Source organism: Pantoea sp. PvP021, assembly GCF_054056055.1.
Genome location: NZ_JBSRXX010000005.1, coordinates 248,981 through 267,851 on the forward strand (window position 1 = coordinate 248,981; position 18,871 = coordinate 267,851).

General features: G+C 51.2%; 31 protein-coding genes. 25 read left to right on the top strand and 6 right to left on the bottom strand.

All coding sequences use genetic code 11. The features are described 5' to 3' along the window. The 19 genes from rplX to ACVKSX_RS15930 all read left to right on the top strand — a co-directional run bounded on the left by rplX (position 1) and on the right by ACVKSX_RS15930 (position 9,333). Positions 1–315: a 50S ribosomal protein L24 gene (gene rplX / locus ACVKSX_RS15840; protein WP_003850150.1), complete on the top strand. Its 315-nt coding sequence runs from the start codon at positions 1–3 to the stop codon at positions 313–315. A 14-nt stretch (positions 316–329) separates the two neighbouring features. Next, positions 330–869 carry a 50S ribosomal protein L5 gene (gene rplE, locus ACVKSX_RS15845; RefSeq protein WP_003850155.1) on the top strand — a complete coding sequence of 180 codons (540 nt, stop codon included), beginning with the start codon at positions 330–332 and terminating at the stop codon, positions 867–869. Between the two features lie 14 nt (positions 870–883). Then, a complete protein-coding gene (gene rpsN, locus ACVKSX_RS15850; RefSeq protein WP_008927132.1) occupies positions 884–1,189 on the top strand; it encodes a 30S ribosomal protein S14 in 306 nt (101 codons plus the stop codon). A 32-nt stretch (positions 1,190–1,221) separates the two neighbouring features. Then, positions 1,222–1,614 carry a 30S ribosomal protein S8 gene (rpsH, locus tag ACVKSX_RS15855; protein ID WP_003850158.1) on the top strand — a complete coding sequence of 131 codons (393 nt, stop codon included), beginning with the start codon at positions 1,222–1,224 and terminating at the stop codon, positions 1,612–1,614. Positions 1,615–1,627: 13 nt separating this feature from the next. Further along, positions 1,628–2,161, top strand: coding sequence for a 50S ribosomal protein L6 (gene rplF, locus ACVKSX_RS15860; RefSeq protein WP_003850161.1), 534 nt, complete (start codon positions 1,628–1,630; stop codon positions 2,159–2,161). A 9-nt stretch (positions 2,162–2,170) separates the two neighbouring features. Then, positions 2,171–2,524, top strand: a complete 354-nt coding sequence (gene rplR, locus ACVKSX_RS15865) for a 50S ribosomal protein L18 (RefSeq protein WP_003850163.1) — start codon at positions 2,171–2,173, stop codon at positions 2,522–2,524. 14 nt (positions 2,525–2,538) lie between these two features. Next, positions 2,539–3,039, top strand: a complete 501-nt coding sequence (rpsE, locus tag ACVKSX_RS15870; RefSeq protein ID WP_003850164.1) for a 30S ribosomal protein S5 — start codon at positions 2,539–2,541, stop codon at positions 3,037–3,039. 5 nt (positions 3,040–3,044) lie between these two features. Then, entirely contained in the window at positions 3,045–3,224 is a 180-nt protein-coding gene (rpmD, locus tag ACVKSX_RS15875) for a 50S ribosomal protein L30 (protein WP_003850166.1), read from the top strand. A gap of 3 nt (positions 3,225–3,227) precedes the next feature. After that, positions 3,228–3,662: a 50S ribosomal protein L15 gene (rplO, locus tag ACVKSX_RS15880; protein WP_003850168.1), complete on the top strand. Its 435-nt coding sequence runs from the start codon at positions 3,228–3,230 to the stop codon at positions 3,660–3,662. 7 nt (positions 3,663–3,669) lie between these two features. Continuing rightward, positions 3,670–5,001 carry a preprotein translocase subunit SecY gene (gene secY, locus ACVKSX_RS15885; protein ID WP_003850175.1) on the top strand — a complete coding sequence of 444 codons (1,332 nt, stop codon included), beginning with the start codon at positions 3,670–3,672 and terminating at the stop codon, positions 4,999–5,001. Positions 5,002–5,033: 32 nt separating this feature from the next. After that, positions 5,034–5,150 (top strand): 50S ribosomal protein L36, encoded by a 117-nt coding sequence (rpmJ, locus tag ACVKSX_RS15890; RefSeq protein ID WP_010252805.1) that lies wholly within the window; start codon positions 5,034–5,036, stop codon positions 5,148–5,150. A 146-nt stretch (positions 5,151–5,296) separates the two neighbouring features. Beyond that, the gene (gene rpsM / locus ACVKSX_RS15895; protein WP_003850176.1) at positions 5,297–5,653 is read left to right on the top strand and encodes a 30S ribosomal protein S13; all 357 of its coding nucleotides are present in this window, start codon (positions 5,297–5,299) and stop codon (positions 5,651–5,653) included. Between the two features lie 16 nt (positions 5,654–5,669). After that, on the top strand, positions 5,670–6,059 hold the full coding sequence (gene rpsK, locus ACVKSX_RS15900; protein ID WP_004160563.1) for a 30S ribosomal protein S11: 390 nt from the start codon (positions 5,670–5,672) through the stop codon (positions 6,057–6,059). Positions 6,060–6,092: 33 nt separating this feature from the next. Beyond that, positions 6,093–6,713, top strand: a complete 621-nt coding sequence (gene rpsD, locus ACVKSX_RS15905) for a 30S ribosomal protein S4 (RefSeq protein WP_008927131.1) — start codon at positions 6,093–6,095, stop codon at positions 6,711–6,713. A gap of 25 nt (positions 6,714–6,738) precedes the next feature. After that, positions 6,739–7,728: a DNA-directed RNA polymerase subunit alpha gene (locus ACVKSX_RS15910; protein ID WP_003850179.1), complete on the top strand. Its 990-nt coding sequence runs from the start codon at positions 6,739–6,741 to the stop codon at positions 7,726–7,728. 40 nt (positions 7,729–7,768) lie between these two features. Then, positions 7,769–8,155, top strand: coding sequence for a 50S ribosomal protein L17 (gene rplQ, locus ACVKSX_RS15915; RefSeq protein ID WP_003850180.1), 387 nt, complete (start codon positions 7,769–7,771; stop codon positions 8,153–8,155). A gap of 96 nt (positions 8,156–8,251) precedes the next feature. Further along, entirely contained in the window at positions 8,252–8,623 is a 372-nt protein-coding gene (locus ACVKSX_RS15920) for a DnaJ family domain-containing protein (protein WP_010671588.1), read from the top strand. After that, the gene (gene zntR / locus ACVKSX_RS15925; RefSeq protein WP_010252765.1) at positions 8,624–9,040 is read left to right on the top strand and encodes a Zn(2+)-responsive transcriptional regulator; all 417 of its coding nucleotides are present in this window, start codon (positions 8,624–8,626) and stop codon (positions 9,038–9,040) included. It begins immediately after the preceding gene. A 59-nt stretch (positions 9,041–9,099) separates the two neighbouring features. Beyond that, a complete protein-coding gene (locus ACVKSX_RS15930; RefSeq protein ID WP_010671589.1) occupies positions 9,100–9,333 on the top strand; it encodes an alternative ribosome-rescue factor A in 234 nt (77 codons plus the stop codon). Here ACVKSX_RS15930 and mscL read toward each other — a convergent pair whose 3' ends face one another. The 5 genes from mscL to def form a co-directional block, all read right to left on the bottom strand. Continuing rightward, positions 9,334–9,744, bottom strand: coding sequence for a large-conductance mechanosensitive channel protein MscL (gene mscL / locus ACVKSX_RS15935; protein WP_010671590.1), 411 nt, complete (start codon positions 9,742–9,744; stop codon positions 9,334–9,336). A gap of 124 nt (positions 9,745–9,868) precedes the next feature. Beyond that, on the bottom strand, positions 9,869–11,245 hold the full coding sequence (gene trkA, locus ACVKSX_RS15940; RefSeq protein WP_010252756.1) for a Trk system potassium transporter TrkA: 1,377 nt from the start codon (positions 11,243–11,245) through the stop codon (positions 9,869–9,871). An 18-nt stretch (positions 11,246–11,263) separates the two neighbouring features. After that, entirely contained in the window at positions 11,264–12,565 is a 1,302-nt protein-coding gene (rsmB, locus tag ACVKSX_RS15945) for a 16S rRNA (cytosine(967)-C(5))-methyltransferase RsmB (protein WP_033772968.1), read from the bottom strand. Positions 12,566–12,614: 49 nt separating this feature from the next. Continuing rightward, positions 12,615–13,559: a methionyl-tRNA formyltransferase gene (fmt, locus tag ACVKSX_RS15950; RefSeq protein ID WP_010252750.1), complete on the bottom strand. Its 945-nt coding sequence runs from the start codon at positions 13,557–13,559 to the stop codon at positions 12,615–12,617. 20 nt (positions 13,560–13,579) lie between these two features. Next, a complete protein-coding gene (gene def, locus ACVKSX_RS15955) occupies positions 13,580–14,092 on the bottom strand; it encodes a peptide deformylase (protein WP_010252747.1) in 513 nt (170 codons plus the stop codon). A gap of 115 nt (positions 14,093–14,207) precedes the next feature. On the opposite strand from def, the gene dprA reads away from it, so the two are divergent. The 6 genes from dprA to ACVKSX_RS15985 are packed head-to-tail and all read left to right on the top strand — an operon-like array spanning position 14,208 to position 18,002. Continuing rightward, positions 14,208–15,332: a DNA-protecting protein DprA gene (gene dprA, locus ACVKSX_RS15960; protein ID WP_010252744.1), complete on the top strand. Its 1,125-nt coding sequence runs from the start codon at positions 14,208–14,210 to the stop codon at positions 15,330–15,332. Continuing rightward, entirely contained in the window at positions 15,304–15,777 is a 474-nt protein-coding gene (gene smg, locus ACVKSX_RS15965; protein WP_010252741.1) for a DUF494 family protein Smg, read from the top strand. Before dprA ends, smg begins: the two co-directional genes overlap by 29 nt. Positions 15,778–15,801: 24 nt before the next feature. Next, entirely contained in the window at positions 15,802–16,350 is a 549-nt protein-coding gene (locus ACVKSX_RS15970) for a DNA topoisomerase family protein (RefSeq protein ID WP_010252738.1), read from the top strand. 3 nt (positions 16,351–16,353) lie between these two features. After that, a complete protein-coding gene (gene tsaC / locus ACVKSX_RS15975) occupies positions 16,354–16,926 on the top strand; it encodes an L-threonylcarbamoyladenylate synthase type 1 TsaC (protein WP_354439494.1) in 573 nt (190 codons plus the stop codon). A gap of 3 nt (positions 16,927–16,929) precedes the next feature. After that, complete coding sequence (gene aroE, locus ACVKSX_RS15980) at positions 16,930–17,748, top strand: shikimate dehydrogenase (RefSeq protein WP_187495027.1); 819 nt, start codon at positions 16,930–16,932, stop codon at positions 17,746–17,748. After that, entirely contained in the window at positions 17,745–18,002 is a 258-nt protein-coding gene (locus ACVKSX_RS15985) for a DUF1488 family protein (RefSeq protein WP_050680330.1), read from the top strand. The genes aroE and ACVKSX_RS15985 overlap by 4 nt, the downstream gene beginning before the upstream one ends. Here the strand turns inward: ACVKSX_RS15985 and ACVKSX_RS15990 are convergent. Then, positions 17,969–18,523, bottom strand: a complete 555-nt coding sequence (locus tag ACVKSX_RS15990) for a gamma carbonic anhydrase family protein (protein ID WP_010671596.1) — start codon at positions 18,521–18,523, stop codon at positions 17,969–17,971. The two genes, ACVKSX_RS15985 and ACVKSX_RS15990, sit on opposite strands and share 34 nt — an antisense overlap. Positions 18,524–18,871 lie beyond the last annotated feature (348 nt).

Here is an 18,871-nt window from a genome sequence, read left to right on the forward strand (position 1 = left end):
ATGGCAGCTAAAATCCGTCGTAACGACGAAGTTATCGTGTTAACCGGTAAAGATAAAGGTAAGCGCGGTAAAGTTAAGAATGTCCTGTCTTCTGGTAAGGTCATCGTTGAAGGTATCAACCTGGTGAAGAAACATCAGAAGCCGGTTCCGGCTCTGAACCAACCAGGTGGCATCGTTGAAAAAGAAGCTGCTATTCAGGTTTCTAACGTTGCACTGTTCAACGCGGCAACTGGTAAGGCTGACCGTGTAGGCTTTAGATTCGAAGACGGCAAAAAAGTCCGTTTCTTCAAGTCTAACAGCGAAACTATCAAGTAATTTGGAGTAGTACGATGGCGAAACTGCATGATTACTACAAAGACGAAGTAGTCCAGAAACTCATGACAGAGTTTGGCTACAATTCTGTCATGCAAGTCCCTCGGGTCGAGAAGATCACCCTGAACATGGGTGTTGGTGAAGCGATCGCTGACAAGAAACTGCTGGATAACGCAGCAGCTGACCTGGCAGCAATCTCCGGTCAAAAACCGCTGGTCACCAAAGCACGCAAATCAGTTGCAGGCTTCAAAATCCGTCAGGGCTATCCGATCGGCTGTAAAGTAACTCTGCGTGGCGAGCGCATGTGGGAGTTCTTTGAGCGTCTGGTCACCATTGCTGTTCCACGTATCCGTGACTTCCGTGGCTTGTCCGCTAAGTCATTCGATGGTCGTGGCAACTACAGCATGGGTGTACGTGAGCAGATCATCTTCCCAGAAATCGACTACGACAAAGTCGATCGCGTTCGTGGTTTGGATATCACCATTACCACTACTGCGAAATCTGATGATGAAGGCCGTGCTCTGCTGGCTGCCTTTGACTTCCCGTTCCGTAAGTAAGGTAGGGTTACTTAATGGCTAAGCAATCTATGAAAGCACGCGAAGTTAAGCGTGCAAAATTAGCAGACAAATTCTTCGCTAAACGCGCTGAACTGAAAGCGATCATCTCTGATGTGAACGCTTCCGACGAAGATCGTTGGGATGCTGTTCTGAAGCTGCAGAGTCTGCCGCGTGATTCCAGCCCTTCGCGTCAGCGTAACCGCTGCCGTCAAACAGGTCGTCCGCACGGTTTCCTGCGGAAGTTTGGGTTGAGCCGTATCAAGGTCCGCGAAGCCGCCATGCGCGGTGAAATCCCGGGCCTGAAAAAGGCTAGCTGGTAATTGTCACCAATTGAATCACGGGAGTAACACAGATGAGCATGCAAGATCCGATCGCGGATATGCTGACCCGTATCCGTAACGGTCAGGCCGCAAACAAAGTTGCGGTCACCATGCCTTCCTCCAAGCTGAAATTGGCAATTGCCAACGTTCTGAAGGAAGAAGGATATATTGAAGATTTCAAAATCGAAGGCGACATCAAGCTGGAACTGGAACTTACTCTCAAGTATTTCCAGGGCAAAGCTGTTGTAGAAAGCATTCAGCGAGTAAGCCGTCCTGGTCTGCGCATCTATAAGAAAAAAGATGAGCTGCCAAAGGTAATGGCTGGTATGGGCATCGCTGTAGTTTCTACATCTAAAGGTGTCATGACTGATCGTGCAGCGCGCCAGGCAGGTCTTGGTGGCGAAATTATCTGCTACGTAGCGTAATCGGAGGATACATATGTCTCGTGTTGCTAAAGCACCTGTCGTTGTTCCTGCCGGCGTAGAGGTAAAACTCAACGGTCAGGTAATTTCGATTAAAGGTAAAAACGGCGAGCTGACTCGTACTATCAATGATGCTGTTGAAGTTAAGCATGCTGACAACGCTCTGACTTTCGCTCCGCGCGAAGGTTTCGTTGACGGCTGGGCGCAGGCGGGTACTTCTCGCGCGCTGCTGAACGCAATGGTAATCGGTGTTACCGAAGGCTTCACTAAGAAGCTGCAGCTGGTTGGTGTAGGTTATCGTGCAGCCGTTAAAGGCGACGTGGTTAACCTGTCTCTGGGCTTTTCTCATCCAGTCGATCACCAGCTGCCCGCGGGTATCACTGCAGAATGTCCAACTCAGACTGAGATCGTGCTGAAAGGCGCTGATAAACAGCTGATTGGTCAGGTTGCAGCGGACTTGCGCGCCTACCGTCGTCCTGAGCCTTATAAAGGCAAGGGTGTCCGTTACGCCGACGAAGTCGTGCGTACCAAAGAGGCTAAGAAGAAGTAAGGTAACACTATGGATAAGAAATCTGCTCGTATCCGTCGTGCGACCCGTGCACGTCGCAAGCTCAAAGAGCTGGGTGCTACTCGCCTGGTGGTACATCGTACCCCGCGTCATATTTACGCACAGGTAATCGCCCCGAACGGTTCCGAAGTTCTGGTCGCTGCTTCTACTGTAGAAAAAGCTATCACTGAACAACTGAAGTATACCGGTAATAAAGAAGCCGCAGCTGCAGTAGGTAAAGCTATCGCAGAACGCGCAATCGAAAAAGGCATCACTGGTGTTTCTTTCGACCGTTCCGGTTTCCAATATCATGGTCGCGTCCAGGCACTGGCAGATGCTGCCCGTGAAGCTGGCCTTCAGTTCTAAGGTAGAGGTCTAAGATGGCACACATCGAGAAACAAGCTGGCGAACTGCAGGAAAAACTGATCGCGGTAAACCGTGTTTCTAAAACTGTTAAAGGTGGTCGTATCTTCTCCTTCACAGCACTGACTGTGGTAGGCGATGGTAATGGTCGCGTAGGTTTTGGTTACGGTAAAGCGCGTGAAGTTCCAGCAGCGATCCAGAAAGCGATGGAGAAAGCCCGTCGCAACATGGTTAACGTCGCGCTGACCAACGGCACCCTGCAGCACCCAGTTAAAGGTGCACACACGGGTTCCCGCGTGTTCATGCAGCCGGCTTCAGAAGGTACCGGTATTATTGCCGGTGGTGCAATGCGCGCCGTTCTGGAAGTCGCTGGAGTTCATAACGTACTGGCAAAAGCCTATGGTTCTACTAACCCGATTAACGTGGTTCGTGCAACTATCGACGGCCTGGGCAATATGAAATCTCCGGAAATGGTCGCTGCTAAGCGTGGTAAATCCGTTGAAGAAATTCTGGGGTAATCACGATGGCTAAGACTATTAAAATCACTCAAACCCGTAGTTCAATCGGCCGCTTGCCTAAGCATAAAGCCACTCTGGTTGGCCTGGGTCTGCGTCGTATTGGCCACACCGTTGAGCGTGAAGACACGCCTGCAGTACGCGGTATGGTTAACGCGGTTTCCTATATGGTTAAAGTGGAGGAGTAAGAGATGCGTTTAAATACTCTGTCTCCGGCCGAAGGGTCTAAGCACGCTACCAAGCGTCTGGGTCGTGGTATCGGTTCTGGCCTCGGAAAAACCGGTGGTCGTGGTCACAAAGGTCAGAACTCACGTTCTGGCGGTGGCGTACGTCGCGGTTTCGAAGGTGGTCAGATGCCTCTGTACCGTCGTCTGCCGAAGTTCGGTTTCACCTCTCGCAAAGCAATGATCACCACAGAGATTCGTCTGTCTGATCTGGCGAAAGTTGAAGGCGGTATCGTCGACCTGAACGCGCTGAAAGCAGCCAACATTGTCGGTGTTCAGATTGAATTCGTTAAAGTAATTCTGTCTGGTGAAGTTTCTACACCGGTAACGGTTCGCGGTCTGCGTGTCACCAAAGGTGCACGTGCTGCAATCGAAGCTGCTGGCGGTAAAATCGAGGAATAAGTAGCAGATGGCTAAACAACCGGGATTAGATTTTCAAAGTGCCAAGGGTGGCTTTGGTGAGCTGAAACGCAGACTGCTGTTTGTAATCGGCGCACTCATTGTCTTCCGTATTGGCTCTTTTATTCCAATCCCTGGTATTGATGCCACTGTACTTGCCAAACTGCTTGAGCAACAGCGTGGCACCATCATTGAAATGTTTAACATGTTCTCTGGTGGTGCTCTGAGCCGTGCTTCTATTTTCGCACTGGGCATCATGCCGTATATTTCGGCATCGATTATCATCCAGTTATTAACGGTGGTTCATCCAGCGTTAGCGGAAATTAAGAAAGAAGGGGAGGCTGGCCGTCGTAAGATTAGCCAGTACACCCGATACGGTACGTTGGTATTGGCCATATTTCAGTCGATCGGTATTGCTACCGGTCTGCCGAATATGCCAGGGATGCAAGGCCTGGTAATGAATCCAGGCTTTGCTTTCTACTTTACCGCTGTTGTGAGTCTGGTCTCAGGAACGATGTTCCTGATGTGGCTGGGCGAACAGATTACTGAACGTGGTATCGGTAACGGTATTTCGATCATTATCTTCGCAGGTATCGTTGCGGGTCTCCCGCCGGCCATTGGCCATACCATCGAGCAAGCGCGGCAAGGCGACCTGCACTTCCTTCTGTTGCTGTTGGTTGCAGTACTCGTATTCGCAGTGACCTTCTTTGTTATCTTTGTTGAACGTGGTCAACGCCGCATTGTGGTGAACTACGCAAAACGTCAGCAAGGTCGTCGCGTTTACGCTGCACAGAGCACACATTTACCGTTGAAAGTGAACATGGCAGGCGTCATTCCAGCCATCTTTGCTTCCAGCATTATTCTGTTCCCGGCAACGATTGCATCGTGGTTTGGGGGCGGTACCGGTTGGAACTGGCTGACAACAATTTCGCTGTATTTGCAGCCAGGACAGCCGCTTTATGTGCTACTCTATGCGACTGCAATCATCTTCTTCTGTTTCTTCTATACGGCGTTGGTTTTCAACCCACGTGAAACAGCAGATAACCTGAAGAAGTCTGGTGCATTCGTACCGGGAATTCGTCCGGGAGAGCAAACGGCGAAGTATATTGATAAAGTAATGACGCGATTGACCTTAATCGGCGCTCTCTACATTACGTTTATCTGCCTTATCCCGGAGTTCATGCGTGATGCGATGAAGGTTCCCTTCTACTTTGGCGGTACTTCACTGCTTATCGTAGTTGTCGTCATCATGGACTTTATGGCTCAAGTGCAAACTCTGATGATGTCAAGTCAGTACGAGTCGGCACTGAAGAAAGCTAACCTGAAAGGCTACGGCCGTTAATTCAGTTGGTTGAGAAGTTACGGAGAGTAAAAATGAAAGTTCGTGCTTCCGTCAAGAGATTATGTCGTAACTGCAAAATCATTCGTCGCGACGGTGTCGTCCGTGTGATCTGCAGCGCCGAGCCAAAGCATAAACAGCGCCAAGGCTGATTTTGTCACATATTTTTCTTGCAAAGTCGGGTTGAGCTGGCTAGATTAGCCAGCCAATCTTTTGTATGTCAGTGCGTTTCCATTTGAGTATCCTGAAAACGGGCTTTTCAGCATGGGACGTGCTTGTTTAATTATAGGAGTGCATAGTGGCCCGTATAGCAGGCATTAACATTCCTGATCAAAAACATACCGTTATCGCATTAACTTCGATCTTCGGTATCGGTAAAACTCGTTCTAAAGCCATCTGCGCTTCAACGGGTATTGCTGAAAATGTTAAGATCAGTGAGCTGTCTGAAGAACAAATTGATCAGCTGCGTGATGCAGTTGCGAAATTCGTTGTAGAAGGTGATCTGCGCCGTGAAATCACCCTGAGCATCAAGCGTCTTATGGACCTTGGTTGCTACCGTGGTTTGCGCCATCGTCGTGGTCTTCCGGTTCGCGGTCAGCGTACTAAGACCAACGCACGTACCCGTAAGGGTCCGCGTAAACCGATCAAGAAATAATCGGGGTGAGTAAATAATGGCAAAGGCACCAGTTCGTGCACGTAAGCGTGTAAGAAAACAAGTCTCAGATGGCGTGGCTCATGTCCATGCTTCTTTTAACAACACCATCGTTACCATTACTGATCGTCAGGGTAACGCACTGGGTTGGGCAACCGCCGGTGGTTCCGGTTTCCGCGGTTCACGTAAATCCACTCCGTTTGCTGCTCAGGTCGCTGCAGAGCGCTGTGCAGAAGCGGTAAAAGATTACGGAATTAAGAACCTGGAAGTTATGGTAAAGGGTCCGGGTCCAGGTCGCGAATCTACGATTCGTGCTTTGAACGCCGCTGGTTTCCGCATCACTAATATTACTGATGTGACTCCGATCCCTCATAACGGTTGTCGTCCGCCGAAAAAACGTCGCGTATAACGCCCGTTTTTTTAGGATAGTTGGAGAAAGAAAATGGCAAGATATTTGGGTCCTAAGCTCAAGCTGAGCCGTCGTGAGGGCACTGACTTATTCCTTAAGTCTGGCGTTCGCGCGATTGATTCCAAGTGTAAGATTGAACAAGCCCCTGGTCAGCATGGTGCGCGTAAACCGCGTCTGTCTGATTACGGCGGTCAGTTACGTGAAAAGCAAAAAGTTCGTCGTATCTACGGCGTGCTGGAGCGTCAGTTCCGTAACTATTATAAAGAAGCAGCTCGTCTGAAAGGCAACACCGGTGAAAACCTGTTGGCTCTGCTGGAAGGTCGTCTGGACAACGTAGTTTATCGTATGGGCTTTGGTGCCACTCGTGCAGAAGCACGTCAGCTGGTTAGCCATAAGTCTGTTCTGGTAAATGGCCGCGTTGTTAACATCGCTTCTTATCAGGTATCTCCGAATGATGTCGTTAGCATCCGTGAGAAAGCCAAAAAGCAATCTCGCGTGAAGGCCGCTCTGGAGCTGGCTGAGCAGCGTGAAAAGCCAACCTGGCTGGAAGTTGATGCGACTAAGATGGAAGGTGTGTTCAAGCGTATTCCTGAACGTACTGATCTGTCTGCGGACATTAACGAACACCTGATCGTCGAGCTTTACTCCAAGTAAGGCTTAGTACCAAAGAGAGGACACAATGCAGGGTTCTGTGACAGAGTTTCTAAAACCGCGCCTGGTAGATATCGAGCAAGTGAGTTCGACGCACGCCAAGGTGACCCTTGAGCCTTTAGAGCGTGGCTTTGGCCATACTCTTGGTAACGCACTGCGCCGTATTCTGCTTTCATCCATGCCGGGTTGCGCGGTGACCGAGGTTGAAATTGATGGTGTACTTCATGAGTACAGCACCAAAGAGGGAGTACAGGAAGATATCCTGGAAATCCTGCTCAACCTGAAAGGGCTGGCGGTAAGAGTTCAGGGGAAAGATGAAGTTATTCTGACCTTGAATAAATCTGGCATTGGCCCTGTGACTGCAGCCGACATTACCCATGATGGTGATGTCGAAATCGTCAAGCCTCAGCATGTCATTTGCCATCTGACCGATGAGAACGCTGCTATCAGCATGCGTATCAAAGTTCAGCGTGGTCGTGGCTATGTGCCGGCTTCTGCCCGAATTCATTCGGAAGAAGATGAGCGCCCAATCGGCCGCCTGTTAGTTGACGCTTGCTACAGCCCTGTAGACCGTATCGCCTACAATGTTGAAGCAGCGCGTGTAGAGCAGCGCACCGACCTGGACAAGCTGGTCATCGAAATGGAAACCAACGGCACAATCGATCCTGAAGAGGCGATTCGTCGTGCGGCAACCATTCTGGCAGAACAACTTGAAGCTTTCGTTGACTTACGTGATGTACGTCAGCCGGAAGTTAAAGAAGAGAAACCAGAATTCGATCCGATCCTGCTGCGCCCTGTTGACGATCTGGAATTGACTGTCCGCTCTGCTAACTGCCTTAAGGCAGAAGCTATCCACTACATCGGTGATCTGGTACAGCGTACCGAGGTTGAGCTGCTTAAAACGCCTAACCTTGGTAAAAAATCTCTTACCGAGATTAAAGATGTGCTGGCTTCGCGTGGTCTTTCTCTGGGCATGCGCCTCGAGAACTGGCCGCCAGCAAGCATTGCTGATGAATAATCAGATCACAGGTTAAGGTTTCACTGAGAAGGATAAGGTCATGCGCCATCGTAAGAGTGGTCGTCAACTGAACCGCAACAGCAGCCATCGTCAGGCTATGTTCCGCAACATGGCCGGTTCTCTGGTTCGTCATGAGATCATCAAAACGACTCTGCCGAAAGCCAAAGAACTGCGTCGCGTAGTTGAGCCGCTGATTACTCTTGCCAAGACCGACAGCGTAGCTAATCGTCGTCTGGCATTCGCCCGTACTCGTGATAACGAGATCGTGGCAAAACTGTTTAATGAGCTGGGCCCGCGTTTCGCGAGCCGTGCCGGTGGTTACACTCGTATTCTGAAGTGTGGCTTCCGTGCTGGTGACAACGCTCCGATGGCTTACATCGAGCTGGTTGATCGTCCAGAAGCTCAAGCAGAAGCAGCCGCAGAGTAATCTGTAGCAACGTAAAAAACCCGCTTCGGCGGGTTTTTTATTGCCTGAAATTTACTACCTTAGAACTTACTCTTTACATGTTCAAAGGAGCTAACTATGTGGCTGGTTGATGAACTTGCTGAACAGCACATCAAAGCGGCGCTGGAAAAAGGCGAGCTGAGTAATCTTCCCGGCTCTGGTAAGCCGCTGCAGCTGGATGATGACAGTCATGTTCCGCCTGAGTTAAGAGCGGGCTACCGGTTACTGAAAAATTCGGGCTTTCTGCCGCCGGAGCTTGAGCTCAGACGTGAAGCCATGGAAGTTAACGATCTTATGCGTAACCTCGATCCAGCGGATCAAAATTATCAGGATCATTGCCATCGGCTTCAGGTGCTGGAGCTAAGATTACGCCAGGCGGGTATCAGTACCGATTTTCTTCATGGTAGTTATTCCACTGCTATTCAGCATCGTTTCCGCGAGGAGGAGTAAATGTTTCGCATCGGTCAGTTAGCTAAGCTTGCGGAGGTGACGCCAGACACTATCCGTTTTTATGAAAAGCAGCAGATGATGGATCATGATGGTCGTACGGAAGGTGGCTTTCGCCTTTACAGCGAGGGCGATCTTCAGCGTCTGAAATTTATTCGCTATGGCCGTAAACTGGGTTTCAGCCTTGAAGCGATCAGAGAGCTACTTTCGATCCGGGTTGATCCTGCGCATCACACCTGTCAGGAATCAAAAGCGATCGTTGAAAAACGGCTGAGTGAAGTTGCTCAGATGATCGCAGAGTTAGAAACGATGCAGCGTTCCCTGCGACACCTTTCCGATGCCTGTTGTGGTGACAGTCACAGTAGCATTTCGTGCTCAATTCTTGAGGCGCTGGAGCGGGGAGAGGCTTCGAGCAAATAAGCATATTGTTATTTTGCTGCAAAGGAATAGAGTATCAGACCATCTCAACAGGAGGCGTCATGAGTAAATATCAGCACACCAAAGGGCAAATCCGCGATAACGCGATTCAGGCTCTGTTACACGACCCGCTATTTCGGCAACGCATCGAGCAGAAGCAAAAGGGTAAAGGTAGTTTTAAGCGGAAAGAGAAACATGGCAAGGGGATTGGATGGGAGGGCAGTGATAAGAAAGCGTCTTATCACTGCCCTTCTGCTTTTACGGTTAAAAAAACCGCCTGTGCGGCGGCTTATTAACTAGACCCGGCTATTCTGCTGTTTCAGCAGATCGCGGATTTCAGTCAACAGAACTTCTTCGTTTGACGGTTTAGCAACTGGCTTCTCTACTTCCTTTTTCTTGTACAGACGATTCATTAACTTGATCGCCATAAAGATTGCGAAAGCGATGATGACAAAATCGAAGATGGTCTGAAGGAAGATACCGTACTGCATTACAACGGCTGGAGCATCACCAACTGCAGGCTTAAGTACCCAGGCGAATGATTTAAAATCGACACCACCAATCAGTAAGCCTAAAGGCGGCATAATGATGTTGGCGACTAACGATGAAACAATTTTACCGAATGCAGCACCGATGATGACACCGACGGCTAAATCCATCACATTGCCGCGCATTGCGAAATCGCGAAACTCTTTGATTAAACTCATACTTATCTCCTTGCCCAAGCCAATGCCATAAAGTCTAACAAACCCTACTGGTTTTGCCATCAACACAGCGAATTAAGCGGCAGTTTTGCGTTCCTTGTGTTCTGTTCGCCTATAAACGCGGCATTTACAGGAAAAATGGACTCGGCTGGAAGAGACGTTCCACATCTGATACAAACTTCTTGTCGGTCAGGAACATGATGACATGATCACCTTGTTCAATTCGCAGGTTATCATTGGCAATCATCACATCGTCTCCACGAACCACTGCGCCAATAATGGTGCCTGGCGGTAGTTTGATATCATCAATGGAGCGGCCGACCACGCGTGAAGTTGATTCGTCTCCGTGCGCTATCGCTTCGATCGCTTCTGCAATACCGCGTCGTAGCGATGAAACGCCCACGATATCCGCTTTGCGCACATGACCAAGCAGGGCAGAAATCGTGGCCTGCTGAGGTGAAATAGCGATATCGATAACGCTGCCTTGTACCAGATCGACGTAGGCGCGGCGCTGAATCAGCACCATAACCTTCTTCGCCCCCATCTTTTTTGCCAGCATGGCTGACATAATATTGGCTTCATCATCATTGGTGACGGCGATAAAGAGATCAACCTGATCAACATGTTCTTCAGCGAGAAGTTCCTGATCTGACGCATCGCCATAAAAGACGACTGTGTCGTGAAGATGCTCTGCCAGTTCTGCTGCGCGCTGGGGGTTACGTTCAATCAGCTTCACGCTGTAATTTTTCTCAAGTTTTTGTGCCAGACCGAAACCGATATTACCGCCACCTACCAGCATAATCCGTTTATAAGGTTTCTCCAGCCGCTGCATTTCACTCATTACCGCACGAATGTTCTGACTGGCTGCAATGAAAAAGACTTCATCACCCGCTTCTACGATGGTTGAACCCTGCGGGCGAATGGGGCGATCCTGACGAAATATAGCGGCTACGCGGGTATCAATGTGTGGCATATGCTCACGCATGATCGACAGCGGATTTCCTACCAGTGGCCCGCCATAATAAGCTTTCACCACGGCGAGGCTGACTTTGCCTTCAGCAAAGTTGACGACCTGCAATGCGCCAGGGTACTGGATTAAACGATAGATATTGTCGATCACCAGCTGTTCAGGCGAGATCAGGTGATCGATAGGCACCGCTTCAGGAATAAATAACTTATCCGCATCACGCAGATAGTCGGCTGCGCGAATACGGGCGATGCGATTCGGCGTATTGAAAAGCGAATAAGCAATCTGACAGGCAATCATGTTGGTTTCATCGGAGTTGGTTACGGCAACCAGCATGTCGGCATCTTCCGCACCCGCCTCACGTAAAATTCGTGGATGAGAACCATGACCCTGCACGACGCGAAGATCGAACTTATCCTGCAGGTGACGCAGGCGTGAAGAGTCGGTATCAACCACCGTGATATCGTTGTTTTCACCCACCAGATTTTCTGCCAGGGTTCCGCCAACCTGTCCTGCGCCCAGAATGATTATTTTCATCGCTTATCAATACTCATTTCAGTTTGTACCCGATTTTTTTATCAGCTTAGCGTAGAAGAAACCATCTCCGCCCTCGGCTTCCGGGAATACCTGTAAGCCGTTCGCGGGCGCATCTCCGAGGGGCTCAGCCTGCGCATCATGCTGGCGCTGCAGGAAAGCATCTATCTGCTGATGATTCTCTTCAGGCAGGATGGAACAGGTGGCATAAATCAGTGTACCGCCAGGTTTCAGGTGCAGCCAGATAGCATCAAGAATTTCACCCTGAAGCTTTGCCAGCTCGGCGATATCCCGATCGCGACGCAGCCACTTAATATCAGGATGGCGTCGGATCACACCGGTAGCAGAGCAGGGCGCATCCAGCAGAATACGGTCAAACTGACGATCGCCGCACCACTGTTGCGGCGTTCGTCCATCACCCTGTTTCACGTCTGCTTTCATACCCAGTCGTTGCAGATTCTCATTTACGCGTTTAAGACGCTGCGCATCCACGTCGACGGCCATAACTTCGGCCTGAGGCGCGATTTCAAGGATATGGGTCGTTTTACCGCCGGGCGCAGCGCATAAATCCAGAATCTGTTCGCCGTTTTGGGGCTCAAGCAGCAAGGCACAGCGCTGAGCAGATAAATCCTGCACGGTAACCCAACCCTGATCAAAGCCTGGTAGCTGGCTGACCGGGGCAGGGGCGTCAAGCCGCAGCGCATCCGGCACATCGACAGCAGGCTGAGCATTCCTGCCGCTTTCGGCCAGCATAGCCAGCCACGTGTCACGATCGTGGTGCTGGCGATTAACCCGCAGCCACATCGGCGGACGCAGATTATTTGCTTCGACAATCTGTTGCCATTGTTCCGGCCAGGCATGCTGTAAACGCTTTAGCAGCCATCCGGGATGCAGATAGCGTTGCGGGCCATCCTGAACAGTGGCGAGCAGCTCTTCCCGCTGACGCTGAAACTGGCGTAATACGCCATTTAATAAGCCTTTCATACTGGTGCGCTTCAGTACTTCGGCGCCCGCGACGGTTTCTGCCAGTGCGGCATGGGCAGGCACACGGGTATATTCCAGCTGATAAAGCCCGACCATGATCAGATAGTGCAGAACCCGCTGTTTGCCGGTAAGTGGACGCTCCATCAGTTTGCCAATCAGCGCTTCCAGCTGCGGTAATGTGCGCAATACGCCAAAACAGATCTCCTGCACTAATGCGCTATCTTTGTCAGAGAGCTTTTTCTGTGCGGCTGGCAGTGCCGTATTCAGGGATTCGCCCTTGTCGACCACACGCTCAATAAGTTGAGCCGAGAGGCTACGCAGGTTGATAGATTTAGTCATAGGGTTTTGTCATCAAACAAAAGGCCCGGTGAGGGACCGGGCCTGAGAGTCAGTCCAGAAGGGTTCCAGGTTCAAACCATTCCCGGCGCGAGTTGAGAAGATCCTGAGCCGACATCGGTTTTTTACCGGCGGGCTGCAACTGGAGCAGGTTCAGTACGCCCTGAGCCGTTGCCACCTGGATGCCATGCTTGTCAGCATGGATAATTTCACCAGGCGCACGATCGCAGTGGGGCAGAACGCTTGCCTGCCAGACTTTAACCGGCTGATCTTCAATGGTGAAAAAGCTCATCGGCCACGGGTTAAAAGCGCGAATACAACGCTCAAGCTGTTCTGCAGAGAGTGTCCAGTCAAGACGTGCTTCCTCTTTACTGAGTTTCTCAGCATAGTTGGCCAGCGTTTCATCCTGTTTTTCAGGTGAAGCCTGCTGAGTGGTCAGTAATGTCAGCGTATCCAGCAGCCCCTGTGGGCCAAGCTGTGCCAGCTTGTCATACAGCGTGGCACTGGTATCCTGGGCAGTAATCGGACAGGCCAGCTTATGCAGCATATCGCCGGTATCCAGTCCCACGTCCATCTGCATGATGGTCACGCCGGTTTCGCTGTCGCCAGCCCAGAGCGCACGTTGAATAGGCGCAGCTCCGCGCCAGCGTGGCAGCAGTGAGCCATGGACATTGATGCATCCCAGACGTGGCATATCAAGCACGGCCTTGGGCAGAATTAATCCGTAGGCTACAACCACCATCACATCGGCCTTGAGGTCAGCAACCAGTTGCTGATTTTCTTCAGGTCGCAGTGACTTAGGCTGATAAACCGGAATGTCATGTGCCATCGCCAGCGTTTTGACCGGGCCTGGCGTTAATTTGTTACCGCGACCAGCAGGACGGTCGGGTTGGGTGAATACGGCGATAACCTGATGTTCAGAAGCAAGCAGCGCGTCAAGATGACGCGCTGCAAAGTCAGGTGTGCCAGCAAAGATGATTTTTAGCGGGGCAGACACGTTTATCCCTTATTAAGATCTCAGGAAGCCTGCGCGTTCTGACGCGCCAGTTTCTCTAATTTATTTTTGATCCGTTGCCGCTTTAAAGGCGACAGATAATCGATAAACAGTTTGCCTTCCAGATGATCGATCTCATGCTGGATACAGATGGCCAGTAACTCGCTGGCTTCCAGTTCGAAACTTTTACCCTCGCGATCCAGTGCACGGACCTTTACCCGCTCGGCACGCGGAACAAATGCGCGCTGTTCCGGAATAGAGAGGCAACCCTCTTCAATGCCGGTTTCACCACTTTTTTCCAGCAGCTCAGGGTTAATCAGCACTAAACGCTCTTCACGACTTTCAGAGACGTCAATCACGATAATGCGCTGATGAATATCGACCTGCGTAGCCGCAAGACCGATACCTTCTTCGGCATACATCGTCTCGAACATATCATCAACGATACGCTGAATGTCTGCGTTAACTTCTTTAACGGGCGCAGCAACTTTGCGAAGACGCTCGTCAGGGAAATGTAATACCTGCAAAACTGACATAAATATCCAGATCTGTATTCGGTTAAGAAAAGATTACTACCTTATATTGTAGACTTTTCGAGGCCTGATTGACAGCATTCTGCGGCAGGAAGCAAGGGCGATCAGGGAGCTGAAGATGGACAAAATAGCGCAGTCTGTACGGCTGGCCGCTGTCACTGGAATGACAGGGAAACGCTGGGTTGATGTGGCGCAGCAAATAGGTGCCGGACAGGCAGACAGGGAGCAGCTTATCCGGCTTGGCTTAGATGAGAGTCAGTGCCAGCAATATTATGATTATAATGAAAAAAATCTCACAGAAGTCTATTCCTGGCTGGCTCAGAGTCCGGCTCACCATCTGGTGACTGCTCTGGACGCGGCCTATCCTGCCCGTCTTAAAGAAACCAACCGCTTTCCGCCGCTGCTCTATATTGATGGCGATCCTGCGCTTATCAGCACACCACAGTTAGCGGTGGTGGGCAGCCGAAACTGTTCACACTATGGCCGCTACTGGTGCGACTGGTTTACCCAGCACTTAAGCCTCAGCGGTCTGACCATTACCAGCGGACTGGCAAGAGGTATTGATGGTGTTGCGCATCAGGCAGCACTCAACGTAGGCGGTAAAACGGTGGCCGTGTTAGGTAGTGGTTTGCAGCGGCTCTATCCCAGCAATCATGCCCATCTTGCCGCAGAGATCGTTGAACAGGGTGGGGCGGTGGTTTCTGAGTTTCCGCTGACGACCCTGCCGCATCCGCTTAATTTTCCGCGCCGTAATCGTATCATCAGCGGCCTGAGCCATGGGGTGCTGGTGGTAGAAGCCTCGCTGAAGAGTGGTTCCCTGGTAACGGCGCGGTATGGGCTGGAGCAAAATCGTAATGTCTATGCCTTACCTGGCGCGCTCGGTAACCCCTTAAGTGAAGGCGTAAACTGGCTGATTCAGCAGGGGGCGCTGCTGGTGGCCCATCCCCATAACATCGTGGAAGATCTGGCAAGTGCACTTAACTGGCTGCCGATGACACCGGCCGGTGAAATTTATTCTGAGGTGAGTGACGATGCTCCATTGCCATTTGCTGATGTGTTGGCTAACGTAGGTGATGATGTTACACCTGTTGACGTTGTCGCTGAACGTGCCGGCCAATCTGTGCCAGTTATCTCAGCTCAGTTGCTGGAACTGGAGTTAGCAGGATGGATCGCAGCTGTACCCGGCGGCTATGTCCGATTGAGGAGGGCATGCCATGTTCGACGTACTGATGTATTTGTTTGAGACATATATCCACAACGAAGCAGAAATGGGTGTTGATCAGGACAGATTGACAGACGACCTGACGGATGCCGGGTTCCATCGTGAAGATATTTACAGTGCGCTGAACTGGTTAGAAAGATTGGCTGACTATCAGGAAGGACTGGTTGCGCCAATTTTACTGACAAATGATCCGCTCTCCATGCGTATTTATACCGATGAAGAGAGCAAACGTTTAGATGCTGACAGCCGTGGTTTCCTGCTGTTCCTGGAGCAGATTCAGGTGCTGAACCTGGAAACGCGTGAAATGGTCATCGAACGCATTATGGCGCTGGATACCTCTGAGTTTGACCTGGAGGATCTCAAATGGGTGGTACTGATGGTGTTGTTCAACATTCCCGGATGTGAAAATGCCTATCAGCAGATGGAAGAACTGCTATTCGACGCCAATGAAGGTATGCTGCATTAAATTTCCTTTCATGCATTGATCGCTATGAGTAAAGCTGCACTCTTCACCGTGCGTAAACAGGATCCCTGCCCCGCTTGCGGGGCAGAACTGGTTATCCGCTCCGGTAAACACGGTCCTTTTCTGGGCTGCGCGAACTACCCGGCATGCGACTACATTCGACCCTTAAAGGGTCAGGCCGATGGTCATGTGGTCAAAGTGCTGGAAGGCCACGCCTGTCCCGAATGCGGTGCGGATAAAGTGTTGCGGCAGGGGCGATTTGGCATGTTCATTGGCTGTAGCCTCTATCCGGAATGCGGATACACCGAAACCATCGACAAACCGGATGAAACCTCGCTGGCCTGTCCACAGTGCCATGAAGGCCGGTTAGTTCAGCGGCGCTCCCGTTACGGCAAAACGTTTCACTCCTGCGACCGCTATCCAGCCTGCCAGTTTGTTGTGAATCTGACACCCGTTGCCGGAATCTGTCCTTATTGCCAGTATCCGCTATTAGTTGAAAAAAAGACGGCCCAAGGGATCAAACGCTTTTGCGCCAGTAAAAGTTGTGGCAAAGCCATTGCTGAAGAGAATTCATAGACCATGGAAAATCAACACCTCGCCGATTCACTTGAAACCTGCTTAGAGCAGCTGAATCGACAGGCGGTCATCGCCTATCCTACTGAAGCCGTATTTGGTCTGGGCTGTGACCCTGACAGTGAATCTGCCGTCATGGCTTTACTGGCGCTGAAACAGCGTCCGGTAGAAAAGGGGCTTATCCTGATTGCGGCTGATTACACCCAGCTGGAACCTTACATCTCCGCTCGGGAACTGTCTGTGATACAGCGTGAGCGGATGTTTGTATGCTGGCCCGGCCCGGTGACCTTTGTCGTACCCGTTCCGCCACAAACGCCTCGCTGGCTTACCGGACAGTTTGATTCACTGGCCATTCGCGTCAGTGACCATCCTGATGTGCAGGCCCTTTGCCGCGCATTTGGTAAACCGCTGGTCTCAACCAGTGCAAATCTGTCAGGCCTGCCTCCCTGCCGAACGGCTGAAGAAGTGAAGCAGCAGTTTGGTGAGCAGTTCCCGGTTCTGTCGGGAAAAACAGGTGGGCGGCTCAATCCCTCTGAAATCCGCGATGTCATCAGCGGCGAACTTATACGTCAGGGCTAATTCATGGATCAATTCGCCGTTTTCGGTAATCCGATCAACCACAGTAAATCTCCGCTGATCCATCAGGCTTTCGCTGAACAGACGGGCGTTGAACATCGCTATGGTCGGATTTGTGCCCCGATAGATGGTTTTCCTCAGGCGCTCTCTGCCTTTTTCGAACAGGGAGGCCGTGGCGCCAACGTGACGTTACCTTTTAAACAGCAGGCATGGGAATTTGCCGATCAGCTCAGCGAACGTGCAGCCCTGTCCGGCGCGGTAAACACGGTGAAAAAACTCAGCGATGGGCAGATCCTGGGTGACAACACGGATGGTATCGGGCTGTTAAGCGATCTTGAACGGCTGAAGATGATCAATGCTGGTGACAAGGTTTTGCTGGTGGGGGCGGGCGGTGCTGCACGTGGGGTCATTCTGCCGCTTCTCTCAGCAGGCGTGACACTCACTGTTGTTAACCGTACCGCCGCGCGGGCGGAAGAGCTGGCTAGCCTGTTTGCAGGGAGCGGCACTATCCGCGCATGTGGTTTTGAGCAGCTGGCAGATCAGCACTTTGATCTGATCATTAATGCGACCTCAAGCGGCGTGAATGGCGAAACCCCTCCTTTACCTGCAGCAGTCATTCATGCTGATGTGCGCTGTTATGACATGTTTTATCAAAGCGGGCTGACGCCTTTCCTGCGCTGGTGTCAGGCGCAGGGCACGGCTCATCTGGCAGATGGTTTGGGCATGCTGGTGGGGCAGGCTGCTCATGCCTTCTATCTGTGGCACGGTGTGATGCCGGAAATCGCACCGGTGATTACCCAGCTTAAACAGGCCATGCAGCCATGAATCAGGCGATACAGTTTCCTGATGATGAAACCTATAATGCTGAACTGAACGCGGTCTGTTTCCCGGTGCTGGTCAACGGCATGCGGCTGACCTGTGCAATCAGCGGGAAGTCGCTGACTTCACGTTTTGGTGAAGGGGAGACGATGGCGCTGTTTCAGCACCATCGCTGGGATCTGGAAGATGAGGCCGAAGCGGCTATCCGTCAGGATAATATTGATGCTCAGGGCTGGATCTGGTTATCTCCCGCCAGGTAATCATCTTTCCAGGCGACATAATTATTAGCGGAATAGCGTAAACCTTCCTTCTCATTGTCATTCAGCGGCCTGATCTGCCTGACCGGACTACCCAGATAGAGATAGCCGCTCTCCAGTCTTTTACCTGGCGGCACCAGACTTCCGGCACCAATCATCACTTCTTCTTCTACTATTACGCCATCAAGCAGAATCGATCCCATTCCGACCAGCACGCGATCGCCAATGGTACAGCCGTGTAACATCGCTTTATGCCCGACCGTGACATCCTCGCCAATAATAAGAGGGAAGCCTTGCGGGTTAGACGCTGATTTATGCGTAACGTGCAGAACGCTGCCGTCCTGTACATTAGTACGGGCACCAATGCGGACCTGATTCACATCCCCCCTAATCGCAACCAGCGGCCAGATGCTCACGTCGTCCTCCATTATGACATCACCGACCACAACACTGCTTGGATCGACCATAACGCGCTGGCCGGTTTGCGGGAAAAGGTCTTTATATGGACGTAGGGCGGAAGTCATCATGTTCTCCTTTGTTCTGTTTTCAATGCAGCCTGATGCGATTTCAGGCAGCTGACAAGCCAATTCTGGCCTGGATCGCTGGCGATCTCATCAATCTGGATCATTTATAACCGTTCAGATAAAAGATCCAAAAAAAGGGTTGTGCTCTGAAACGGGATCCCTATAATGCGCCTCCATCGACACGGAACACCGGCAACGGGAAGCGGGTTGAGAGGCACAGGAGACTGCGCCGCCGGAGAAAAACTTCTGAAATAGAGGTTGACTCTGCAGGAGGAAAGCGTAATATACGCCACCTCGCGACAGGACGCTAACGCACTGTTCGCACTGCTCTTTAACAATTTATCAGAC